Annotated in this window: 22 protein-coding genes; 6 read left to right on the top strand and 16 right to left on the bottom strand. The window is 65.5% G+C overall.

Annotation, left to right across the window (positions count from 1 at the left end):
- Positions 1-130: 130 nt before the first annotated feature.
- A complete protein-coding gene (locus KNN17_RS05760; protein ID WP_241707868.1) occupies positions 131-2,065 on the bottom strand; it encodes a polysaccharide deacetylase family protein in 1,935 nt (644 codons plus the stop codon).
- Between the two features lie 1,141 nt (positions 2,066-3,206).
- Between KNN17_RS05760 and KNN17_RS05755 the strand changes: the two genes are divergently transcribed.
- Positions 3,207-4,262, top strand: a complete 1,056-nt coding sequence (locus KNN17_RS05755) for a M23 family metallopeptidase (RefSeq protein WP_241707867.1) — start codon at positions 3,207-3,209, stop codon at positions 4,260-4,262.
- A 304-nt stretch (positions 4,263-4,566) separates the two neighbouring features.
- Here KNN17_RS05755 and KNN17_RS05750 read toward each other — a convergent pair whose 3' ends face one another.
- From KNN17_RS05750 to KNN17_RS05715, 8 genes are all read right to left on the bottom strand, one after another.
- The gene (locus KNN17_RS05750) at positions 4,567-5,403 is read right to left on the bottom strand and encodes a cation diffusion facilitator family transporter (protein ID WP_241707866.1); all 837 of its coding nucleotides are present in this window, start codon (positions 5,401-5,403) and stop codon (positions 4,567-4,569) included.
- Positions 5,400-5,726, bottom strand: coding sequence for an ArsR/SmtB family transcription factor (locus KNN17_RS05745; RefSeq protein WP_241707865.1), 327 nt, complete (start codon positions 5,724-5,726; stop codon positions 5,400-5,402). Before KNN17_RS05745 ends, KNN17_RS05750 begins: the two co-directional genes overlap by 4 nt.
- A 213-nt stretch (positions 5,727-5,939) precedes the next feature.
- Complete coding sequence (locus KNN17_RS05740) at positions 5,940-6,239, bottom strand: hypothetical protein (RefSeq protein WP_241707864.1); 300 nt, start codon at positions 6,237-6,239, stop codon at positions 5,940-5,942.
- A gap of 37 nt (positions 6,240-6,276) precedes the next feature.
- Entirely contained in the window at positions 6,277-6,567 is a 291-nt protein-coding gene (locus KNN17_RS05735; protein ID WP_241707863.1) for an ArsR/SmtB family transcription factor, read from the bottom strand.
- A 91-nt stretch (positions 6,568-6,658) separates the two neighbouring features.
- On the bottom strand, positions 6,659-7,591 hold the full coding sequence (locus tag KNN17_RS05730; protein ID WP_241707862.1) for a metal ABC transporter permease: 933 nt from the start codon (positions 7,589-7,591) through the stop codon (positions 6,659-6,661).
- Positions 7,588-8,478 carry a metal ABC transporter permease gene (locus KNN17_RS05725; protein ID WP_241707861.1) on the bottom strand — a complete coding sequence of 297 codons (891 nt, stop codon included), beginning with the start codon at positions 8,476-8,478 and terminating at the stop codon, positions 7,588-7,590. The genes KNN17_RS05730 and KNN17_RS05725 overlap by 4 nt, the downstream gene beginning before the upstream one ends.
- Positions 8,475-9,308, bottom strand: a complete 834-nt coding sequence (locus KNN17_RS05720) for a metal ABC transporter ATP-binding protein (RefSeq protein ID WP_241707860.1) — start codon at positions 9,306-9,308, stop codon at positions 8,475-8,477. The genes KNN17_RS05725 and KNN17_RS05720 overlap by 4 nt, the downstream gene beginning before the upstream one ends.
- Complete coding sequence (locus KNN17_RS05715; protein ID WP_241707859.1) at positions 9,305-10,243, bottom strand: metal ABC transporter solute-binding protein, Zn/Mn family; 939 nt, start codon at positions 10,241-10,243, stop codon at positions 9,305-9,307. The genes KNN17_RS05720 and KNN17_RS05715 overlap by 4 nt, the downstream gene beginning before the upstream one ends.
- A 139-nt stretch (positions 10,244-10,382) precedes the next feature.
- On the opposite strand from KNN17_RS05715, the gene KNN17_RS05710 reads away from it, so the two are divergent.
- The 5 genes from KNN17_RS05710 to KNN17_RS05690 all read left to right on the top strand — a co-directional run bounded on the left by KNN17_RS05710 (position 10,383) and on the right by KNN17_RS05690 (position 14,862).
- On the top strand, positions 10,383-10,784 hold the full coding sequence (locus tag KNN17_RS05710) for a Fur family transcriptional regulator (RefSeq protein ID WP_241707858.1): 402 nt from the start codon (positions 10,383-10,385) through the stop codon (positions 10,782-10,784).
- Between the two features lie 239 nt (positions 10,785-11,023).
- Positions 11,024-11,617 (top strand): copper resistance CopC family protein, encoded by a 594-nt coding sequence (locus tag KNN17_RS05705; protein WP_241707857.1) that lies wholly within the window; start codon positions 11,024-11,026, stop codon positions 11,615-11,617.
- A 106-nt stretch (positions 11,618-11,723) separates the two neighbouring features.
- Positions 11,724-12,332, top strand: coding sequence for a hypothetical protein (locus tag KNN17_RS05700; RefSeq protein WP_241707856.1), 609 nt, complete (start codon positions 11,724-11,726; stop codon positions 12,330-12,332).
- A gap of 112 nt (positions 12,333-12,444) precedes the next feature.
- Positions 12,445-13,191, top strand: a complete 747-nt coding sequence (locus KNN17_RS05695; RefSeq protein WP_241707855.1) for a YcnI family copper-binding membrane protein — start codon at positions 12,445-12,447, stop codon at positions 13,189-13,191.
- A 159-nt stretch (positions 13,192-13,350) separates the two neighbouring features.
- On the top strand, positions 13,351-14,862 hold the full coding sequence (locus tag KNN17_RS05690) for a PepSY-associated TM helix domain-containing protein (protein ID WP_241707854.1): 1,512 nt from the start codon (positions 13,351-13,353) through the stop codon (positions 14,860-14,862).
- 912 nt (positions 14,863-15,774) lie between these two features.
- Here KNN17_RS05690 and KNN17_RS05685 read toward each other — a convergent pair.
- From KNN17_RS05685 to KNN17_RS05655, 7 genes are all read right to left on the bottom strand, one after another.
- The gene (locus tag KNN17_RS05685; RefSeq protein WP_241707853.1) at positions 15,775-16,845 is read right to left on the bottom strand and encodes a YihY/virulence factor BrkB family protein; all 1,071 of its coding nucleotides are present in this window, start codon (positions 16,843-16,845) and stop codon (positions 15,775-15,777) included.
- 93 nt (positions 16,846-16,938) lie between these two features.
- Positions 16,939-17,514: a DUF3618 domain-containing protein gene (locus tag KNN17_RS05680; protein ID WP_241707852.1), complete on the bottom strand. Its 576-nt coding sequence runs from the start codon at positions 17,512-17,514 to the stop codon at positions 16,939-16,941.
- Positions 17,511-17,936, bottom strand: a complete 426-nt coding sequence (locus KNN17_RS05675; protein ID WP_241707851.1) for a phage holin family protein — start codon at positions 17,934-17,936, stop codon at positions 17,511-17,513. The genes KNN17_RS05680 and KNN17_RS05675 overlap by 4 nt, the downstream gene beginning before the upstream one ends.
- Positions 17,933-18,883, bottom strand: a complete 951-nt coding sequence (locus KNN17_RS05670) for a hypothetical protein (RefSeq protein ID WP_241707850.1) — start codon at positions 18,881-18,883, stop codon at positions 17,933-17,935. The genes KNN17_RS05675 and KNN17_RS05670 overlap by 4 nt, the downstream gene beginning before the upstream one ends.
- Positions 18,884-19,084: 201 nt before the next feature.
- Positions 19,085-19,840: an HAD family hydrolase gene (locus KNN17_RS05665; protein WP_241707849.1), complete on the bottom strand. Its 756-nt coding sequence runs from the start codon at positions 19,838-19,840 to the stop codon at positions 19,085-19,087.
- A 469-nt stretch (positions 19,841-20,309) separates the two neighbouring features.
- Positions 20,310-20,585, bottom strand: a complete 276-nt coding sequence (locus tag KNN17_RS05660) for a hypothetical protein (RefSeq protein WP_241707848.1) — start codon at positions 20,583-20,585, stop codon at positions 20,310-20,312.
- 244 nt (positions 20,586-20,829) lie between these two features.
- A complete protein-coding gene (locus KNN17_RS05655) occupies positions 20,830-21,282 on the bottom strand; it encodes a J domain-containing protein (RefSeq protein WP_241707847.1) in 453 nt (150 codons plus the stop codon).
- Positions 21,283-21,360 lie beyond the last annotated feature (78 nt).

The raw sequence follows: 21,360 nt of genomic DNA, 5'->3' as shown, positions 1-21,360 counted from the left end.
CGCCTCCGAAGCTGATGTAGGTGCGCCCGCTGGACGCCACGCCCGAATCACAGCTCGGCGTTCACGCAGGATCTGTCACACCAGCGGTCTGCGACGCTCAGCAGTTTCCGAGGTCTGTGGAAGGCTGTCATCAGAGGGGCGGAGCTCCTACGGAGTCGTACATCGCGTAGTCGTCGGTGGTGACCGATCCGTTGCTGAACAAGCTCAACCCGAAACTGATGGCAGTGGCCCCGGCGGGGAGCGCCGGCGTCGTGAAGCTTGCCTGGGTGTAGGTGCTGGAGGCGGCCAGCCAGGGTCCGGAGGTCCAATACACCCAGTTGTTGGAGGCGTCACGGTAATACAGGGCGAACTGTGTGACGGCTGTGGAGGTGTACCAGACACGCACCGAGTAGGTGTGGCCTGCGACGGCTGCGGGTGGGCAGGTGCTGGTGTCCATGGTGGGCAAAAGTTTCGCGTCACCGCTCGAGTATCCCGTGATGGTGAGTTTCTCCGCCTTGGTGCCGGTGTGCGCGGTAGCTACCGTGCTGAATGTGGCGGTGTTGGTGCCGTATCCGCCGGCCTGCCAGCACTGCGGGAACGAACCCGTACCGGCCGTTTCAAGGCTGGGGTTTTGTACCAGGTTGCCGCCGGCCGGTGGTGGCGGCGGAGGCGGGACGACGGCGACGTCGTACATCTCGTAGTCGTCGGTGGTGATGGTGCCGTTGGTTTGGATGTTCAGGCCCCAACTGATCCCTGAGGCGCCGGCCGGCAGGGGAGGTGTGGTCCAGGTGGTTTGGGTCCAGTTCGCCGCGGCGCCGATCAAGGGGCTTGCGGTCCAGTACTTCCAGAACCCGTTACCAATACGGTAATAGAGTTCGAATTGGGTTGCCGCGGTGGATTTATACCAGGCTTTCAGCTGATACGTATGTCCGGGTGTTCCTGTCGGCGAGCAGCCGCCTAGGTCCAGGGCGGGCAGGAGTTTCGCGTCCCCGGACACCCAGCCTGTCAGGGTGAGCTGTTCCGCGTTCTTACCGGTGTGGCCGGGGGAGACAACGGCGAAGGCAGGGGTGTTGGTGCCGTACCCGCCGGCTGCCCAGCACTGCGGGATTGTGTTGACCAGGGTTTCCAGGCCGGGGTTTTGGATCATGTTCGTCCCCGGAGGGGGCGGTGGGGGTACGGCAGGGCCCTGGACAGCGGGCTGCTGGGTCCCGCCGATGACCTGGTCCACGGTCTGAACCGCGACCGTACCGGCTGCCTTTTGCTGTGCCAGCCAGCTGGCGAACTGGCTGAACAGGGTCGGGGTGATCGTCAGAGTCGGGTCCGTGCCGACGGCGATGTGATGGAAGGTCAGCTGGACCCATCCGCCGGTGGTTGTTTGGGCGTGGGTCACCTGGTTCTCCAAGGTCGCCAGGGTCCAGGTGCTGTCTACCTCATCCGGTGCCGCCGTGACGTAGGGATTGGCCGGGGGGATGGTGTCTGCCGCGGGAAGCGTCGCCGAGGCCGGGTCCGGGCCGGCGGCATCGCCCAGTCCGCGGGCGCTGTTGAAGCCGCACCCCTTTACCAAGGCTTCGGTGTTCGCGTCTTCGGAGGCGAAGGGGTAGGCGAAACTAGTGACTTTAAAGCCCATGTTCATCAGCGCCACGCGCCCGTCACAGATCTGCCGTGTCGCTTCAGCGGGGATCAGGGACACAAGATCCGGGTGGGTCACGGTGTGGCCGCCGATCTCATTGCCGTCGGCGAAGATTTGGTGCAGGTTGGCTGTGGTCAGGTAGGTGGGCTGGTCGATCCACCCGGTGGTGATGAAAAACGTGCCGACCAAGCCCAGGCTCTTCATCGTGGCTTCGGCCGTCAATTGGTCCGCGTTGCCGTCATCGAACGTCAGCGACACCACAGTGTTCGGGGCAGCATGTGCCGGAGCGGCGAATCCCACCGCGGCCAGCAGGCCGGCCACAACCAGCGCCGTGCTGCCGAAAGCGGTCCAGCGTTTGCCAAAGTGTCTATCGTTCCGCAATCCCCGGTGGTCGGGTCCCGCGCGGCCATCACGTGGGGGTACCACCGCCTCCTGTTGCTCATTCATGGTCTTCATGGTCAATTCCTCCCCAGCCTCGGCAACGCAAAAGCAGCCCGGTGATCCCTTCTGGGCGTTCCAAGACGGTGCCGTTTGAAAGGGATTCCGATCATGGTTCCCAACCGGCGGTAACTGGTGCCCGGGAATCGCTCGCACTCGTACCTGAGAGACTACGACCAGCACTAGCCATGGAAACGAGTAGCCGACACTCGTTCATCTGACGCTTCCGTTAGGTAGAACTTCTGATGTAGCTAGTTAGTGTGTCCAAATCGGCTTCTTGAGGTGTGGTTTTCAGGTCCGAGGGGCCTGTCTGCACGTGGGACCGGTACCTAGAGTTGGTGTGAGGCGTTCTTGCGATCGCCAGCGCGCGCCCGGCCGGGTCCGAAACCACCCCCATCCGGATGGACCTCGTGGACTTAAAATCAGGCACCATCCCTAAATACGTTCCCGGTTTCCTCCCCAGCTGGTGCGGTTGAGCGAACCCGGGCAAACACAATCTAAGGGCTACTGGAATACGCCAGCCGGCTTTGGATCATATCCGGAAGATGCTCACGTCTGGGGCGAGCGGAAGGATTGTTGAACGTAAACCACCCTACGGGCGGGACAGCCACGACCACCGAGCCGCTAACAACCACGACTGCTTTAAGGACATCCGCGGCCAGGGACATCAGAGCACTCCAAAACCGTTGTGAGCATTGCCAAGAGGATGCGCAATAGCCGACCGCACAGTCAGCTGCTTCGCCAGGGCCCGGGCTGGGTCCGTCTCTGAGGATACGGCCGAATAGGCATGGTGAGGACTGCGCGGGCTTCCTGGAAGGAGGACCCTGGAAGTAGTCCAATAAGTGGCAGGTGTGCCAGCCAAGTAGCAAGTCGAGTGTTCACATTCCCTATGGATGCGGCGACAATATGACGAGCGCTCCCGGTCTGGGAAGTGCGCCTGTTTCCGGGGGTGGTTGTGGGTAAGCATCATGAGTCGGGCCGGATAATCCGCGTCGTCCTTTCGCGACGCAGTTTCGTCACAGCCACCGTGATCATTGCTGCTGGCGCTGGTCAGGGCGAACTCGGTAGGCGTGTCACCGGTGGCGCCGCTCCCGTAGTGCGGGGGACATCCCCCACAAGTTCGTCGTCGGGACCTGTGCCGGCGTCCGACAACGGCGCCGTGTCGTTTGAGCGCTCTGCGGTCCAGGCGCTCGGCAAGGACGGAACCGGGAACCTCAACGTCGCTTCGAGCTCCCTCGACCGGCCGGGCGCCGGAAAACTGTACGCGCCGCTCAAAGTGCTGGTTCGGAGCTCTCCTTTCGGGTTCAGGATCGACCCCTTCACCGGATTGCCGGGAGAGTTCCACTGGGGCCAGGATTTCGCCGCGCCCTGCGGCACCCTCGTCTACGCAGCCGACGCCGGCGTGGTCCGGGCCGTGGGATGGCACCCGTGGGGCGGCGGCAATCGCGTGGAAATCGACCACGGCAACGGCCTCGTCACCACGTACAACCACCTGCAAGGAATCGCCGTCGCCAACCGGCAATCGGTCCGGGTAGGCGAGGTCATCGCCAAAGTCGGAACCACGGGCTCCTCGACTGGTTGCCATCTGCACTTCGAGACCCATCTCAACGGCGTCTACACCAACCCGATGAACTGGACGTTCCTGCCCACCAAGCAGGTGGATCCCCTCGGCGACATCCCGATGGTCAGCTATCAGCCAGGTTCCGGAACTGCCACCTCGCCGGGGTCTGTCTGGTCCGTCCCGGGAGCCGTGCCCACTGACCCGGGGGCCGCGCCGCCCACACAGACCGTCACGGGCGGCGTCCAGGAGGGCAAGGTCCCGGCCCAGCCGAGTACCCCGCCTCCCGCGTCACCAAGCGCAACGCAGAGCCCCACAGGCACGCCGACGCGAACGCCGACAGCCACCCCCACGGGTTCAGCGACGTCTACGGGCTCGCCGACTCCGACGCCGACGGGGACGGGCTCACCGACACCGACACCGAGTGGTTCACGGACGCCGGCGCCGACGGGGACGGGGACGGGCTCGCCGACTTCGACGCCGAAGGGGACGGGCTCGCCGACTTCGACGCCGAAGGGGACGGGCTCGCCGACTTCGACGCCGAAGGGGACGGGCTCGCCGACTTCGACGCCGTCGGGCTCGCCGACACCGACTCCGACGGGGTCACCGACACCGACGCCGACGGGGACGGCCGGCAATACGAATGCCCCCTCCTGAGGCCGGCTGCGGGTCAGCGCAATATGGCCGGCCACCGACTGAGGGCCCTAAGTGGTGGCGCGGCGTCGATGCGGCAGGGGCCGGCGCATCAAGTGGGCAGCAGGAAGAAGTGCAGGCGAGTTCTCGCTCGCGGCGGCGCTCCCGTTCCGCGGCTACCTTGTTCTTTACTGGCGGGCATGAAGTGTCTCTTTCTGGTCGTGTGTACCGCTTAAGGCGGCAGGATTGACGCCCCTTGCTGGGGGCGGAGGTCCCAGGATTTGTTGAACAGGGGCTCTGCCCGCAGCACTGACTGCGAAACCTTGGTCTACGGGATCTTCCGGAGGCCCAATCGGGGCGATGGCGGGCTGCCGCGGTGGGCCGTTTCCGTTGAACATTCGGGGCAACACCCGTTGGTTGTCCCGGTGCTGCTCCCTGGTTCCACGTCGTTTCCGGCTGACTTCGCTGTGTCTGGCTGAACCACGCCGTAACCGTCAGCTGCGTCTGGATCGACAGCCGATTCCTGATTGCCGGGTTGAGGAACGCAACAGGCCTCTCCGCGCCAGGCGTCCATGCCTTCGCGGGCCGCGGCCAGGGCGATGACCATGGCGGCACCCGCGTCGGCCCACCACCAGCCCAGGGCGCTGTTGAGCACCAGACCAGCGAGGAGGACAGCGGAGAGATAGGTGCAAAGCAGGGTCTGTTTGGAATCTGCTACGGCAGTCCGTGAACCTAGTTCACGGCCGGTGCGGCGTTGCAGCCAGGACAGGACGGGCATGACGGCAAGGCTCAGGGCCGCGATGACGATGCCCGGTGCGGAGCGCTGCGCTTCGCCTCCACCGGTCAGGGAGCGGAGCGAGTCCACGGTGACGAACGCGGCCAGCGCGAAGAAGGAGACCGCGATGATGCGCAGCGTCAGGTGCTCGCGTCGTTCGGGGTCCTTGGCGGAAAACTGCCAGGACAAAGCAGCGGCAGAGGCCACTTCGATCACCGAATCGAGTCCGAAGCCGATCAGTGCCGACGAATCCGCCACGCCACCGGCCCAGAGTGCCACGATGGCCTCTATGACGTTGTAGGTGATGGTCGCTGATGCGAACAGGCGCACGCGACGGCTCAGCACGGCGCGCCGGACGACGGAGGGCGACGAAAGGCTGCTCGATGTCATGCCAGGCACTTGCCGTCAGGGGCGCAGCACGCCGGGTCCACGGCCAGCACCACTCCAAGCAAATCCGTGATCGCGCTGCCCAGCCGGGCGTCGGCGAGCTCATACCGGGTCCGCCGACCGTCAGGAACAGCCACCACCAGTCCGCAACCACGAAGGCACGTCAGGTGGTTGGACATGCTCTGACGCGATACCCCGAGTGAGACTGCGAGATCGGACGGGTAGCCGGGCTCCGCCGCCAGGGCCAGAAGGATCCGCGCCCTGGTGGGGTCGGAGACGGCGTAGCCGAAGCGAGCCAGCACCGGGGCGTGGGTGAGGGTTTCCATGCAGTAAAAGTACATCGACGGATGTATACACGCAACTATGTATTATTCGGCAGTTCAACCCCCATGCCAACAGGACCTGAGTGAGTCGCAATGCGAACGTGGTCCATGAAGGGGAAGGTCTGCGCGCCCAGAGCACCATTCCGCTACCAAATTGGACGCCAACAACGGTGAAGGGCTACGGAGCGTTGCCGCCGCGCCGCTCACTGTGCAGTACTAGTGTTCGTCGTAATGGCCCTCATGCTCGGCGTGCCGGTGGCCGTCATGGACGTAGTCCACATGGTCCCCATGCTGGACAGCGTCATGCGTGCAGTCCGGGCCGCCGTGCTGGTGCTCGGCCGGGGTGTGCTCGGCCGGATCGTCGTGTTCGTCGTAGTGGCCTTCGTGCTCGGCGTGCCGGTGGCCGTCGTGGATGTAGTCCACGTGGTCGCCGTGCTGGACCGTGGCGTGCCCACAGTCCGGGCCGCCGTGCTGGTGCTCGGCAAGTGTATGTTCAGCCTTGACTTCCTCGGTCATGGTGTCCTCCTTTGTCTGCGCCGGGCGTGGACCGGCTCTAGCGTTCCTGGCTGTGTGTGATGGCGTCTTGGATGACGTGGGCCACGTGATGGTCGGTCAGGGAGTAAATCGTTTCGCGCCCGGACCTGGATGCCGTGACCAGGTTGACCCCCCGGAGCAACCGCAGATGCTGGGAGACCAAGGGCTGAGACAACTTTGTCGCCTCAGTCAGTGCGCTTACGGACGAGGGCTCGTGGGCAAGCGCGGACAGGATGAGAAGCCGCGATGTGGCCGACAGAGCTTTGAACAGCTCTGCCGCCCCGGCAAGGGACTCCTCGTCTGGACCCATATAAAGATATAAGCATGTTCTTATGCCAGAGGGCAACGGTTTCCGCGCAGGGCTCGAGGACCCCCCCCAAACCCAGACACCAAGCGACACGCTACTGGTGTCGGGAGCCGATTGTCTCGCCGGCGTCCTGCCTGGCTTCGGGGTTCGAGGAATCCGGCGACGCCGGGATGGGCGAGCGGCGCGAGAGGATCCAGGATGCTGCTGCCGCGATGGCGTATTCGAGCGAAGCTGCACCTGTGATGGTGAAGCTGGAGGGCAACGCGGGCACCCAGTAGGCGAGTGCCAGCCCGGCCCACACGGCGGCAACGGCAAGGGCGCCGGAGAGCCAGAAGCCGGTCCATGGCCGGTCTGTCAGCTTGCGGGCTGCCGCAGGGGGAGCGGCGAGGAGACCGAAGACCAGGAGCGCGCCGACGAGCTGGCTGGCCGTTGCCGCTGTCGCGCCGAGGAGGGCTAGGAAAAAAGGGCCGAGGAACCGCACGGGGATCCCTCGTGCCGAGGCCCCGGCGGGATCGAGGGAGGCGAAGAGCAGGGGCCTGGCGATGGCGAGCAGCACCAGGATCAGGCCTGCCGCTGTCCACGCCTCGGACTGGGCTGCGGCGGAACTGATGCCCAGGATCGAGCCGAAGAGGACCTTTACGTTCGCGGTGCTGTCGCTCGTGCTGCTCCGGGTGGTGTAGATCGAGAGAAAGAACACCCCGAGTCCGAGGATCCAGGCAAAGGTCGTGCCGATGACGACGTCGTCGGATGCTCCGCGTCCGCCGAACAGGCCGAGGGCGAACCCGATCCCGATCGTCGCGGTGAACAGTCCGAGGCGTAGGTCCAGGCCTGCGGCGAGGGCGGCGAGGGCTCCGGTGTAGGCGACGTGGGAGAGCGCGTCGCCGGCGAATACTTGTCCTCGGAGGACCACGAAATGCCCGACGAGCCCCGCTAGCAGGGCCACCGCGGTCCCGGCGATGAAGGCGTTCTGCATGAAGGGCTGGGAGAGTATCCACGCTCCGGTGCCGAGGGTCGCGATGCCGGTCACGCCCACACCCCCGCGTTGGAGAGAGCCCGGCGGCGGCCCCGGTGCTCGCGGGCTGCCTGCCAGGCACTGGCTGCCACGAAGGCGGCGAAGGCCAGGGAGGCAACCCAGAACCCGATGGGATACAGGGAGAAGTATGCGATCGCTTCCCCTGCCCAGGTTGCGGCCAGGGCGATCACGATCGAGAGGGCGATCCCTAGAACCGGCCTGGCAGTGAGCCGGGTTGCGGTGGCTGCGGGGGCGACGAGCAGGGCGAACACGAGAAGGCTCCCGGTGACTTGGCTGGTGCCGGCCGCGGCGACTCCCAGGAGGACGAGGAAAGCGGCCGAGACCGCCCGGACGGGGACACCGCGTGACCCGGCGATGGCTGGGTCGATCGAAGAGAAGAGCAGTGGCCGGGCGATGCTTGCCAGGACCGCGAGGCTCACGAGGCCCGCGCCGGCGAGCAGGGTCACCTGGCCGGTAGTGACCCCGGTGATGGTTCCGAAGAGGAGGTTGTTCAGGCCGCCCAGGAAGCCCTTGTAGAGGCTGACGAAGAGGAACCCGCAAGCCAGGGCGAAGGCCTGGACTGTGCCGATGGCTGCTGATTCCTCGCTGGCGCCTCCGAGCTCGCTCCCGGCCCGGCCGGTGGCCGGAAGCGCAGCAATGACCATCGCGCCGCCGATGCAGGCCACGAAGTATCCAACCGCCGGGCTCAGGCCAAGCAGCGTCGCTCCTGCGGCTCCGGGGAATCCGATGACGGCCAGGGTGTGGCCGGCGAATGATTGCCGTCTCTGGACCATGAACCAGCCTATGGCTCCGGCCGCGACGGCCACGATGGTGCCGGCCTGGAACGCGTTGACCATGAAGGGGTAGGCGAAGAGCTCCGCGAGGAAGCCTGCGGGATTCATGTATGCACCTGCGGGCCGTGGGGGTGTTCGGGAGGGGCGTCGGGCTGGCCGATGACGACAAGCCGGCCCGCCCGGTCGCGCAGGACGTCTACCGGTGTGTTGTAGAGGGTGGTCAGGGCCTCGGGCGTGATCACTTGCTCGGGGGTGCCGGTGATTGCGCTGCCGTGACCGAGGTAGACCACCTGGTCGAGGTAGGGAAGGATCGGGTTCACATCGTGGGCGACCATCATCACAGTGACACCTTTGCTGCGGCACACGCCTTGGATGAGGGCGCTGACGGACCTTTGGTTGGTGACGTCCAGGGAGTCTAGAGGCTCGTCCAGAACCAGCAGCTCCGGGCGGCGTACGAGGGCTTGGGCGATGAGCAGCCGCTGCTGCTCGCCGCCGGAACACTGGCCGATCGGCCGGTTGGCGTAGCTCTCGGCGCCGACGACCCGGATGGCTTCCTTGACCCGCGCTGTGGCCCCGCGGCCCTTGGAGCCCCGGAGCCAGCCTGGAAGGGGGGTGCCCCAGCGTTCGCCGTCCAGGCCCAGGCGCACGATGTCGGTCCCGCGAATGCGCACGGACGATCCGAATGCGTGCCGCTGGGGCAGGTAGCCGGTCCTGGACCGGTCCTGCCCCGGCTTCCTGCCGAAGACGGTGATGGTTCCGGAGCTGACCGGGACCAGGCCGAGGATGGCCTTCAGCAAGGTCGACTTCCCGGCCCCGTTGGGTCCGAGGACGGCCACGAACTGGCCAGCGTCGACCGTGAAATCGACGCCGGTCCAGACGGTTCGGCCCCCGACCGCAGCGGCCGCGCCGCGGAAGCGGACCGCCGGTTCATCTGTCATTTCCCGGTGGCCTGCGCTAGCGCCGTCTCAAGGGCCTTGAGTTGCGTTGTCTGCCAGTCCTGGAAGGTGGCGCCCTTGGGGCTCAGGGTCTCGGTGACTGCGCTGACCGGGATACCGGCCGCCTTGGCCGCGTCGACCTGCGCGGCGACGTCGGGAGTGGAGTTCTGGCTGTTGAACACGTATACCTTCAGCTGCTTGCCCGTGATCTGGGACTTGATCGTCGCCAGATCTGCCGGCGAAGGGTCCGTCCCCTCGCTGATGGCCTTCAGGAAGCTCGCCGGTGTGATGAGGTTCAGCCCAAGCGCGGATGCCATCGGAGCAAAGATGCTCTCGCTCGCCCCGACCGGCGTTCCGGCGTACTTTGCCTTGATCTCGGCGATCGTGGCGTGGTAATCCGCCAGTGCCTTTGAATCGAAATCGGCCCGCTGGGCGTCGAAGTAGGCCGCGCTCGACGGATCGGCCTTCTTCAGTGCCGCAGTGATCGCGTCCGCGACCTTGCCCACGCTCTCCGGTGCGTACCACTGGTGCGGGTTGCCGTCATCCGGGGTGCCGGTCACCGCCCCCACCTCCACCACGGATCGGTCGGCGGTGGGGTTCGCGGCCACGGCCTTTGCCGCCCAGCTGTCGTAGCCGATCCCGTTCTCAACAAAAACCTTGGAGGCCGCGATCGTGCGCGCGTCTGCCGGGGTGGGCTCGTAGGCGTGGGGGTCCGTGTCCGGGTTGTTGATGATCGAGGTCGCCTGCACGTGTGTCCCCCCGAGTTCCGAAAGGATACTTCCCCACGCATCCGTGCTGGCAGCCACGGGAATCACCTGGACCGACGCGGCAGAACTCCCGGTGGCCGGAGACGAAGCGGACGCCCCCGTGCCGCAGCCGGCAAGGGCGATCGCCGCGAGGGCGGCAACAAAAATAGCAGAGGGAAATCGACGGTACATCAGGGGTCCATTCTTCGGGGCTGGGGGCCGGTGTGTGCCTTACACTCAACTAGTTACATGAGAATGGTTATCATTGTCAATCGAACTGAACCGCCCTTCGGTCGGGGGGCCGGAGCGCACGGAAGGGGGCGTCGCGGCCGTGAATAGACGAAAGACCCGCAAGCAGGAGGCCGTGCGAGCGGCACTGGAGGGGCGGGAAGGATACCTGAGCGCCCAGGCCCTGCATCGGATCCTTGAGCAGCAGGGCACACCGATCGGCCTCTCCACCGTCTACCGGAATCTCGCCGGACTCTGCGAAGCAGGGCTCGCCGATGTGCTCCACGGACCCGACGGCACCACCCTCTACCACACCTGCCACTCGCCCGAGGGAATCCATCACCACCTCGTGTGCCGTTCCTGTGGCCGGACCGTCGAACTGGAGCTCACGGAAGCCGACGCTGCCCTCCGCACGGCTGCCGCAGAACGGGGTTTCGTCCAGGCGGACCCCGCCTGGGATGTCTTCGGCCTCTGTGCACTCTGCAGCACACAGGACGCCCGATGAGCAACGGGCCGGTCACAACGGACACCGGAGGAGAAGTTGACTCGACACGGTCCTGTGCATGAACCGTCCGAGGTTGGTTTTATATACCTCGCGAAGACGCTTCCGAAGGAACACTTTCCGGGAACGTCGCCTCGCCCGGTGTCCGGGATGTTGTCACGCTGATGCACGCACTGCCCGTCAACGCCCATTTCGTTCCACACTGGGTAGAAATTGTGGGTCGGTGATGGAGGAGGTTGGGCATGGGCGCTCGATACCGTGCCGGGCGGTTGCCGCGGGCGTTAGCGGGCTTCTTCCTGGTGGGACTGTTGGGGGTTCTTGCTTTGTCGCCGGTGTCATCGGCCTTTGCGCATGACGTGCTTGAGGGTACGGAACCGGCGAACGGGTCGGTGGTTGCGACGGTTCCGTCCGTGGTGCGGTTGACGTTCAACAACACGCCGATCGCGCTCGGTTCCCAGATCCTGGTCAAGGACGCGAACGGGACGAACCAGGCCGACGGGCCGGTGTCGATCGTGGACAACCTTGTCTCGCAGGCCGTGAAGGCCGACGCTCCTCCCGGGCGGTATACCGTGGTTTGGCGGATTGTGTCCTCGGATACGCATCCGATCGAGGGGTCCTTCACCTTCACGGCGGGGCCGGGCGCCACTGCGGGGTCGGCGAGCCCAGGCGCGGTTCCCGAGCCTGCCGGGTCCACCGGCTTTCCCTGGCCGGTGGCCGTAGTAGTGGCGGGTGTGCTGGCGGCCGGACTGCTGGCTGGAGGCATGTATGTGCGCCGCCGCCTCTCCGGGAATGAAACAGGCAACGAACCAGCGGACGAGTCGGGGGACGACGGGTAGGACCACCTGGCTTGTCATGATTGATCCCGTTGACGCCCAGGCACCGGGGCGACCGTAGAATTTTGGGGAATCCCGCACTGACTTGTGAACCCGGAAAGGACCGCCGATGACGACGCGTGCTTCTTTCCGGATCCTCCGCACCGGGGTGATCGGCTCCCTCATCCTGGGCCTGGCCGCGGGTGGGCACCTTGCTGGCGGCGGTCGCCTGCCCGAGCCTGCCATTCTGGCGGCGCTGTGCGCGTTGACGGTGCTCCCGGTCGCCGTGTTCACGCGCTTCCGCTTGTCGATGCCCGTCCTCGCCGCGATCCTCGGCGCCGGACAAGCCTGGCTTCACTGGGCCTTCCACGCACTGTCCGACGGGGCTGCCCCAGGCGTGCCGCCAGCATCCGGCCACGCCGGACATGCGCCCGCCGCACTGCCCCCGGAAGCGTTCGGTGCTGCCGCTGCCACCCCCGCGGACCAAAGCGGGTGGCAGATGTTCGCCGCCCACGCGGTGGCGACACTGGTGACCGCGCTGGTGCTTGCCCGCGGTGAACATGCGCTTTCGGCGCTGGCGGCTTGGCTGCGCCCCCTCGTCCAGCTGCCCGAGGCGCCTGCCATCCAAACGCCGCGGCTTCCAGGACCGTCCTTCGTGCCTGCCGTTCTACCCGTGGATCGTCTGGGACTTCGACTGCCGTCCCGGCGGGGCCCGCCGGCGTTGGTGTCCGCCGCCTGAAACCCACCCTTTCATATACGGGCAGGGACCGGGCGGCAGAACTGCTGCTTATGCCGGCCGGACACAGTCCCGGCCGGGTCCCAGACCGTTTTTTGTGAAAGGCACCCTTGCCATGAAGACCTCCTTCCGTCGTACCCTCAAGACCGCCTGCGCCGCCACGATGGCCGCCGGGCTGCTCGCCTTCGGCGTCTCCGCCGCCTCCGCGCACGTCCACGTCGACCCGGACGACCCCGCAGCCGGCGGCTCCACGCACCTGACCTTCAGCGTCCCCAATGAATCGCCCACCGCCAAGACCAACAAACTCGAAGTGTCACTTCCCACGGACACTCCGTTCAACGCGGTTTCCGTGAAGCCCGTCGAAGGCTGGACGTCCCAGCTCGTGACGAGCACGCTGCCAAAACCGGTCACCGTTGCCGGCACCACCGTGACCAAGGCCGTCACGTCGGTGGTATGGACTTCCGACGCAGCACACCAGATCGGGCAGAACGAATACCAGACGTTCTCGATCTCCGTGGGTATCCTGCCCGACGCCGGCACCACCGTGACGCTGCCCGCGACCCAGACCTACACGGACGGCACTGTCGTGAAGTGGGACGAGAAGACCGTCGAGGGCCAGCCCGAGCCCGCGCACCCGGCCCCCTCGTTCGTGACCACCGCCAGCGATGACGCCGCGATGGCCTCCACGTCCTCGGCCTCGGCGACCCCGGCAGCCACCCCGGCGGCCGCGGCACCCGCGGCGGCAAAAGCATCCGGCGACGGCGGATCCACGGCCGGCTGGTACGGCCTCGCCGCCGGCCTGATCGGCCTGGCCGCAGGAGTCACCGCGCTGGCCCGCACCCGCCCGGCCAAGAGCAACTAACCCGCCACCAGACGCACCCGAAGCAACCCGTGCCGGACCACCGGCACGGGTCCCTTCGGGTTGTCTCCAAACATCTGGCCTACAACCGCCCGCGGACAGCGGCGCGGCACCCAGGCGTGCCCTGCGCCGCCTGCCAAAACTCCTGAAAGACCAAAACCCATGACCCTTTTGACCAAGCCCCCTGCCGGGGCACGAACCACGCCGCCCCAAACCGGGCCGGATCTGCCCCGTCCGGGGATGGATCGTGGCTGGTTCCGGGCCTTCCTGCTCCGGATCCACTTCTACGCCGGGATCCTTGCCGGGCCGTTCCTGCTCGTCGCCGCCGTCACTGGCGGCCTGTACGCCATGACCCCGCAACTCGAACCGGTCATCTATGCCCGGGAGCTGCACGTCCCGGCCGTTACCCACCCCTTGCCGCTCTCCGCCCAGGTGGAGGCCGCCGTCGAACATGTTGGCGGTGCCGCCCCGGTGACCGTCCGCCCGGCCCCTGGGCCTGAGGACACCACACGGGTCCTTTTCGCGGACTCGAGCCTGGGTGATTCCCAGTACCGGACACTGTTCGTTGATCCCGGCACGGCTGAAATCCGCGGCGACCTGCCGACCTATGGCAGCAGCGGGGCGTTGCCCCTGCGTACCTGGATAGACAATCTCCACCGTTCCCTCGGCCTCGGCGAGCCAGGGCGGGTCTACAGTGAACTGGCGGCGTCCTGGCTCTGGGTGATCGCCCTCGGAGGCCTGCTGCTGTGGATCGACAGGATCCGCCGCCGCCGGGCCACCGCCAAGAAAGCAGGTGCGTCGAAGCCGCGCCCGGCGTCCGGGCGTGCCCGGTTGCTCTGGTTGCACGGCACCACAGGCACCGTCCTGCTCGTTGCCTTCGTGTTCCTCTCGGCGACGGGCCTGACCTGGTCCGCGAACGCCGGGGCCAACATCGGGACCCTGCGCACCGCACTGGGCTGGGCTACACCCACGATCTCCACCGCACTGACAGGAACGGCCTCAGCGCCTGCCGGTGAGCACGCCGGCCACGGAGCCGCCGGCCCGCCGTCCGCCGCGCCAGCCATCGACCCGGCCCTGTACGACAATGTCGCCCGGATTGCCCGGGCCGACATCATCACCGCCCCGCTGATCGACATCAAACCCCCGGCCAAGCCGGGCACGGCCTGGACCGTGACCGAAGCAGGCAGGGAATGGCCAGGCACTGCCAGCGCCGTCGCAATCGACCCCTCCACGGGCACGATCACCAGCAGGGCTGACTTCAACGACTTCAGCCCGGCCGCCAAACTCACCCGGTGGACCATCGCCGCGCACATGGGACTGCTCTTCGGGCTCCCGAACCAGCTTCTCCTGCTCGCCGTGGCCGTCGGATTGGCCGCCATGGTCGTCTGGGGATATGTGATGTGGTGGAAGCGCCGCCCAACCCGCGGCGGCAACTGGGCCCTCGGCCGTCCCGCACCCCGCGGGGCATTCCTGCGCGCACACTGGGCGGGCGTCCTCGCCGCGCTCACCGTGATGGTCGCCCTAGGGTTGCTCCTGCCGCTGCTGGGCTGGAGCCTGCTGGCTTTCATCATCCTCGACACAGCCATAGGGGCGGTCAAGCGGCGGCGTTACCGACCGTCGGCTATGCCGCTGGTCGCAGCAAGCGACGGGCCGGGGGCACAGCCCCTGCAATAACCATTGATCACTGAAACCTTGAAGCCCCGGGCAGCAGCTGCCCGGGGCTTCGTTCACGGCCCGGCTCCCTGCGGGCAGCATCAATTTGCTTCATGACCCGGCCTGGCGCCCCGAGCAAGCTCCTGGCTGCCCGTGTGCTGGGCCGTGGTGTGCGCACCTGTCAGCAGGTGACGGTGCCGGTAGGGGCGGACCCGTCCACCCGGACGTCGGGATGCTGGAGCCGCTGGGCTCCAGGCTTCCAGGCGCGAAGACAACCACGCGCTCAGGCTGATCCGCAGATGTCGCCCGATTCGATATGCTCGAGGGCCGATATGCGAAGACGTAGGCGGCATGACCGCGGAAACTCGGTGGCGGTAGATCTGGGCCACTTCAAGAGGTTCGCCGGAATCCTGCGACATGCCCCGCCGGGGGGCGATTCGCCCACCGGTTACCCACCGGAAACAACGAAGCACGATGAAAAAGGATGTGCACCCAAAGCGCACGTTTGGCCCATTCTGCCCCGGAATCCAGGCAATTTGGACATCCACCGAATACTGATGAAAAACGCCAAATCATAATCCTAAGGTCCTCGGTTCAAGTCCGGGTAGCCCTACCCGAAAAGGGCCCCTGAGCTGCGGAAACGCAGTTCAGGGGCCCTTTTGACTTTTGGGGTTCCAAGGTCGCCACCCACCGGAATCGAATTGAGCCCGTTCCCGACCGCTCAGTGACGGGACCAGCATGACGATGATCCACGTGAGGTTGCCCAGGCCCTCCTCCTTCAGTCAGGAGCTGGACGCAGGTCGGACGCCGAGCCATCCTCAAAGCCGGCGCCAACGGCGGACTGGTCCATTAGCCTGGCGTTTGGTGCTCATCCGTCGATCCGGACCCTGATCACTGCTGCCGGGTCCGGGTCCGCTGCCGGCCGGGTCCGGGTCAATCCGCGTTCCGGGTGTGTCGCGCGCTAAGCCTTTCGCCGTCGACCACATCTTCTTCTTCCCGTTTCTCAAGTTTCCCGTTGCGCTTCGTTCCGCGAGGCGGGAGCTGGATGGCTTCTTCGGCGTCGATTCCTGCCTGCAGTTCCCGCCCGCGTTCCATTTCGGCGTCGAACTCTGCGCCGAACAGGAGGGACATGTTCAATATCCATAACCACAGGAGCATCACGATGACACCCCCTATTGCCCCGTAGGTCTTGTTGTAGTTGCTGAAGTTGGCCACGTAGAAGCCAAAGCCGAGCGATGCAAGGATGAATGCCAGCAAAGCGATGAAGGAGCCGATGCTCATCCAACGGAACCGCGGCTGCTTCACGTTAGGGGTGACGTAGTACAAGACCGCGATGATCAAGACCACCAGCAGGACGACGACGGGCCATTTTGCGAAGCTCCAGACCGTCAGGAGGTCTCCGCCAAGGTTGACTGCCCTCCCCACGGCGTCGGCCACGGGTCCGCTGAGCACGAGCATGCCGGCGATCAGGGCCACGAGCATCACCGCAAACACAGTGACGCCGAGCATGGTTGCGCGGAGTTTGATGAACCCGCGCCCTTCGTCCACTTCGTAGACGCGGTTCATGGCCCTGCTGAAGGCTCCCACATATCCGGACGCCGACCACAGCGCAGCGGCGAGACCGAGTACCAGGGCGAAGCCGGCCGACGTCGAGGTCGTGAGCTCTTCAATGGGCTGGCGGATGGTGGCGATGGTGGATCCCGGGGCGATGCCTTGGAGGAGGTCCAGGAGCGCGGAGGTGCTCTTGCCTGCCTGCCCGAAAATACCGAGAAGGGAGACGAGCGCAAGCAATGCAGGGAAAAGGGAAAGCACCGCGTAGTAGGTCAGCCCCGCGGCGGCGTCCGGGCACTGGTCCTTGGCGAACTCCCGGAAAGTCCTCTTGGTTATGTAGGTCCAGGTTGGCTTGGCGATGTCCGTGGGCCTGTCCGGTTTTCTGGCATCATCGGCATCCGGGGCTGTTGCTGCCTTGGCCTTGCTGCTTTCGGCGGGGCTGTTCGTCGTCATGGATGTCCCTCATTCCAGAGCGGGCTGGAGGCGTACTGTCCTGTATGCCGCATTGGCCTGACAGCACGCCTCCGTGTGGTGGATCCGTGTGGATCAGGCCGGATGGATCCTGTCCCTGGCCGCTGTGGTGCTGTCCGTTACGTCGGAAACGGCGGTCTGGGATTCTTCCTTGACGTTTTCGACTGCCTCAGTGGCCGCGGACTTCACGTTGTCCAGCGCTTCCTGGGCCGGCTCCTGGAGATCCCGGGCCACGTCCTGAGCCGCCGCGGAAAGTTCGGTGGTCAGGGGTTCGGCCGCTTCCTTCAGGGCCGCAGCTGCCTCCTTTTCCTTATCGCTTGCCGGGATCAGGGAAGCCACCAGCAGCCCGGCGCCGAAGGCTATCAACCCGGCCGCCAACGGGCTGCCTTGGGCCTTGCCGGCCAGGCGGTGCGGCACGTCGCCTATGGCCGCACCGGCGTCGTCGAACGCTGATCGCCCGCCTTCTGCCAGCCCATCCGCAGCACCCATGACGTTCTCCTTCACGCCGAAGACGGCGTCTTTGACTTTTTCGGTTTGGCGTCGGACTACGTGAGATGGCGTCACTTTATCTGCCACTGCGTCAACGTTGGTACCAAGGCGCCGGCGGGTTTCCTCTATCTCGGAACGGATATCATCCGGGTTTTCACTCATCGTTGCTCCTCGCGTGGTTTGAGTGTTTCTGGGATTTCCTGGACTGTTGCGGCTGTCTGGGGCATGCCTTTGACGGCTTTGAGTTCCTTTCGGCCTATCGACGCCAGTACAGCGGCCACGATCGCCCAGAGGACAGCCACGACGACGGCGGACCAGCCCAGGCCCATCAGCTCGCCTAGTGCGTACCAAAGGGCGAGGGAAAGGAAGAGGAGGACAAAATGTCCGGCAACGCCGGCGCCTGCCAGCATTCCGGCACCTTTGCCTGCCTGCGCCGTGGACTGCTTCAGTTCAGCTTTGGCCAGCTCCACTTCCTGGCGCATCAGCGTGGAAATGTCCCGCGTGACCTCGCCCAGAAGGTCTCCCAGCGATGTCGATTCCGCTTTGGCCTGCGCGGGCGTCGGCGGGATGTGGCTCTCGGTCATCGCGACTCACCGCTGGTGGGCTCGACGCCGGGCCCGCTCCCGCCGTCGGCTGCGTCGTTTCCTGCCAGGGGAGCAGGAGAACCAAGACGGTGCGAACGGTCACGGATGAATGGATCCTCGGCTGTCCCGCCGTCAGGCCACGGATCGGCTTCCGGCTCGGTGACCGGCGCGGGTTGAGGCAGGGTTCCGGGATCGCCTGCAGGCGCAAAGGTCCCATCCCCCGGGCCGGTGCCGGGGTTCGGGTATCCAGCGGTCGTCGTGGCGGGTCCAGGGAGCTGGACCGGAGGAGGGGGCACTGTCATCCCTGGCCCGGGGACGAAAGACCGGTCCCCGCTGCGGTTCGGCTGGACGGCTGCCCGCCCGGGGGCCGTTCTTTGCGGAGTGCGCTCAGCGCCGGCACTCAGTCCGCGGCTCAGGCGGCCGGCCAGGACGCCTGCTCCGGCGGCCAGAAGGAGGAACGCGCCGGGACGCTGTCGCGCGAAGGTCTTCACTTCGTCCAGGAGGGAGCCCGGATCCCGGTCTTCCAGCCAGGTCGCCACGGACGAAGACCGTTGGGCGGCTTGCCGCACCAAATCCGTTGCGACGCCGGGTTGTTCCGAAGCGGTGGCCATGGAATGCAGTTCCTCCGAGATGGATCGAAGGCCTGCCGCGACTTTTTGCTGTTGCCTTCCGGCCTGGTCCGTGAGGTCCAGCCTGGCCTGCTCCAACAGATCCCTTGCGCTTGAATTCACTTCAGAGGCAACGTTCGCAACTTCGGATTTCGCGGTTTCGACGACGTTCATCGCAGAGTCCCCGGCCTGCTCGGCCACGTTCCCTGCTTCGTCCTTGATGGTTTCCGTCGGCGGCATGCCGCTGTTCTGGGTCTGCGGCGGGTGAACTTGCGCATCCGCTGGTCGCTCGGTGGCCGGCGGGGGCGTGTCATTCCCGTCCCATTGGTTCTCTGTCATCTTCGCTCTCTTTCCAAGAAGGTCGGCTGCGGATCAAGAACCAGAAATACTGGCAGTTAAGATAGTAAGCATGCTTACCTTCCGAGCGTAACCCCTTGTCCATGAATCCGGTGGGAAAGGTCCGCGAACTGCGCCGGGGAACGGCTTGGCCGCGCTTTGCGGGGCATTTCCTGGCCGAGGATGGGGATGCTTTTGCGGCGACTATGCCGACGTGTTGTCCGTAGGTGCCCTTGGTGCGGTTCCGCGGGATTCCGCACCATCAATCCGGCGGGCAAGTTTTCCAATGGAACTGGCGTCCAGTCGATGGAGGAGTGCTCTTGGTCCCGAATAGACTTCGACCGCTCCCGCTTCAAAAAGCTCGGCTGCACTGATTCCGCCGCATGTGAGGCCGATCGTTTCGATGCCGAGCCGGGCGGCAGCCTTGACATCCCAGACGGAATCGCCGACGAATACCACATCTGCGGCCTTTAGATGCAGCTTCTCAAGTGCGGCCAGAAGAATGTCGGGGGAGGGTTTGCTCTCGGCGGCGTCGGCCGAACTTGTCGCACAATCGATCCAGGGTTCGGCGTCGAGAATGCCTCGGAGCACCTGAAGATCCCGCTCGTTTGCCGAGGAAGCCAACGCCACGGCCAACCCTGATTCCACGCACCCTTGCAGGAGTGTCCTTGCCGATTCGAAAGGGCGGATAGCGGGCCAAAAGGTCGAGAATATCGAGCCGTGAGCGCGCTCGACCGTAGCGCGGATATCCCGATCGGAGTCCGCGGGGAGTAGCCGCTCAAGCAGTTTGTCTCCACCCATGCCGATGTGACGGTGGATTGATGCCATCGGCACGTCCAGCCCCTGTTGCCGGAAGGCCTGCCACCACGCCATTGTGTGGAAATAGGTGGAATCAACGAGGGTTCCGTCCACATCGAACAGGACCCCGACGTCTTTGGCGCTTTTCGGTTGGTCATTCATGAGTGGCAACCTTCCTTTGGCTGCTCCGGCCCCGGGCCATGAGGAGATTCCGGGTAAAGCATTCGCGGGTGGACGGTCCTTGACCGTGCTGCCCCAGGGTGCAGCACAATATTGTAAGTATACTTACTGAAAGGAACGCCAGACCTTATTGCGGAGGCCGCGTGGAACACCGGACGGAGTACAAGCCGGGACCTTCACGGTAGAAACAAGTAGCCGTTACTCAATCGCCGGGCCGTTTCGGCGGTTTACGATCGGCGCGAGGGCGATTTCCTGGAAGACGCTCTCGGCGGTAGCTGCGCCAATGCCCGGCACAGGGTGACACCGGGCATTGGCGCGCTTCATTTCCCAGGTACGGCGCTCAGTAGGTCGGCGGACCGTTGAGCGCAGCCCGGCCGGCCCGCTGCGGCGGGCGCGTTCAGTCCGCCGTACTGCCCTACTTGCCATGCCGTGGGCGCCATGGTGTCCGGGTTTAGTCGCTGCTGTTGAGGATGTAGTCCACTGCTGCCGGCCCTGTCATACGCAAGCCTTGGAAGACGCCCTTCTTGCCTTTCCCGTTCTTTTCCGTCTGGAGGCCCGCGATCCGGAGGGCCGTGCGAAAGGCGTGGTCGGGGAGGGGGACTTTGCGGTTAAGGGAGCACCAGCTGACGTAGAGCCCATAGAACGCGTCGGCGTTGAGTCCTGAATCGTTCGTGTCATCTTTGATGATGCAATCCTCGAGGAACTGGCTGATCTGTGGAGGGGTCATGGTGCGCTCCGGGTCATTGATTTCTCATCCGGGTATTGTCCATCAGGGCCCGGACCATGGCAGGAAGCTTCCGGCCAGTCCGGGTACGGTATTCAGTGCTGGGTTCCTTAGGCGAACTCCTTGGCGCTGTTCCTTTGCCCCAGCGCTGTTCGAAGCGTTCGCAGAACGCGTGCATCAATTGATTGTCGAATGAGCTCAGGTACTCATGGAGGCTCCTAGTGATTGCGTGGGTGGCTTTGGGCGCTCAGCGCCCTATCCGCAGGATCAGCGTGTAACCGTTTGGGAGATTTAAACAGTGCCAGCCCGGCGATCCCGGGGACCGTCCGCCGGGCGGCTCCCGGATAACCGGTCCAATCAGCAGCGAGGCGGCGGGTAGTACCTGCTCTGAGGTCCACACGGAGGCTTCGTCCGGCCGCTGCCGCTTCGTGTCCGTAGTTGGCTGCCGGTGTTCCCGGTCGTAGGTCGCCCGCTTTTCCCGGTTGCTGAGGATGGCATAGGCAGCCATGATGTCCTGCAGCTCCTGGAGCTCCTCCTGCAATTCCGGTTCCGCCGGACCGGGATCACGAGCCACACGGGCAGGCCGGGTGTCCGGGTGCCGGCCGCGCACGAGCGTGCGGTAGGCGCGGGTCACCTCACGCGCCGTGGCGGTCGGGTCGATATGCAGGATGTCGTAGGGATTCGGGCCGTTGTTCCTCATCGTAGGTGCTTGGTTCAGGTGGGCGGGGGGATGGTCCCCGGCCTGTTCGGCCGGGGACCATCGTTGCGGGAGTCATCC

This window comes from Arthrobacter bambusae (genome assembly GCF_022606295.1).
Lineage (GTDB): Bacteria > Actinomycetota > Actinomycetes > Actinomycetales > Micrococcaceae > Arthrobacter > Arthrobacter bambusae_A.
Note: the sequence above shows the minus strand (reverse complement) of the source record. Positions and strands in the feature narration are given on the sequence as shown.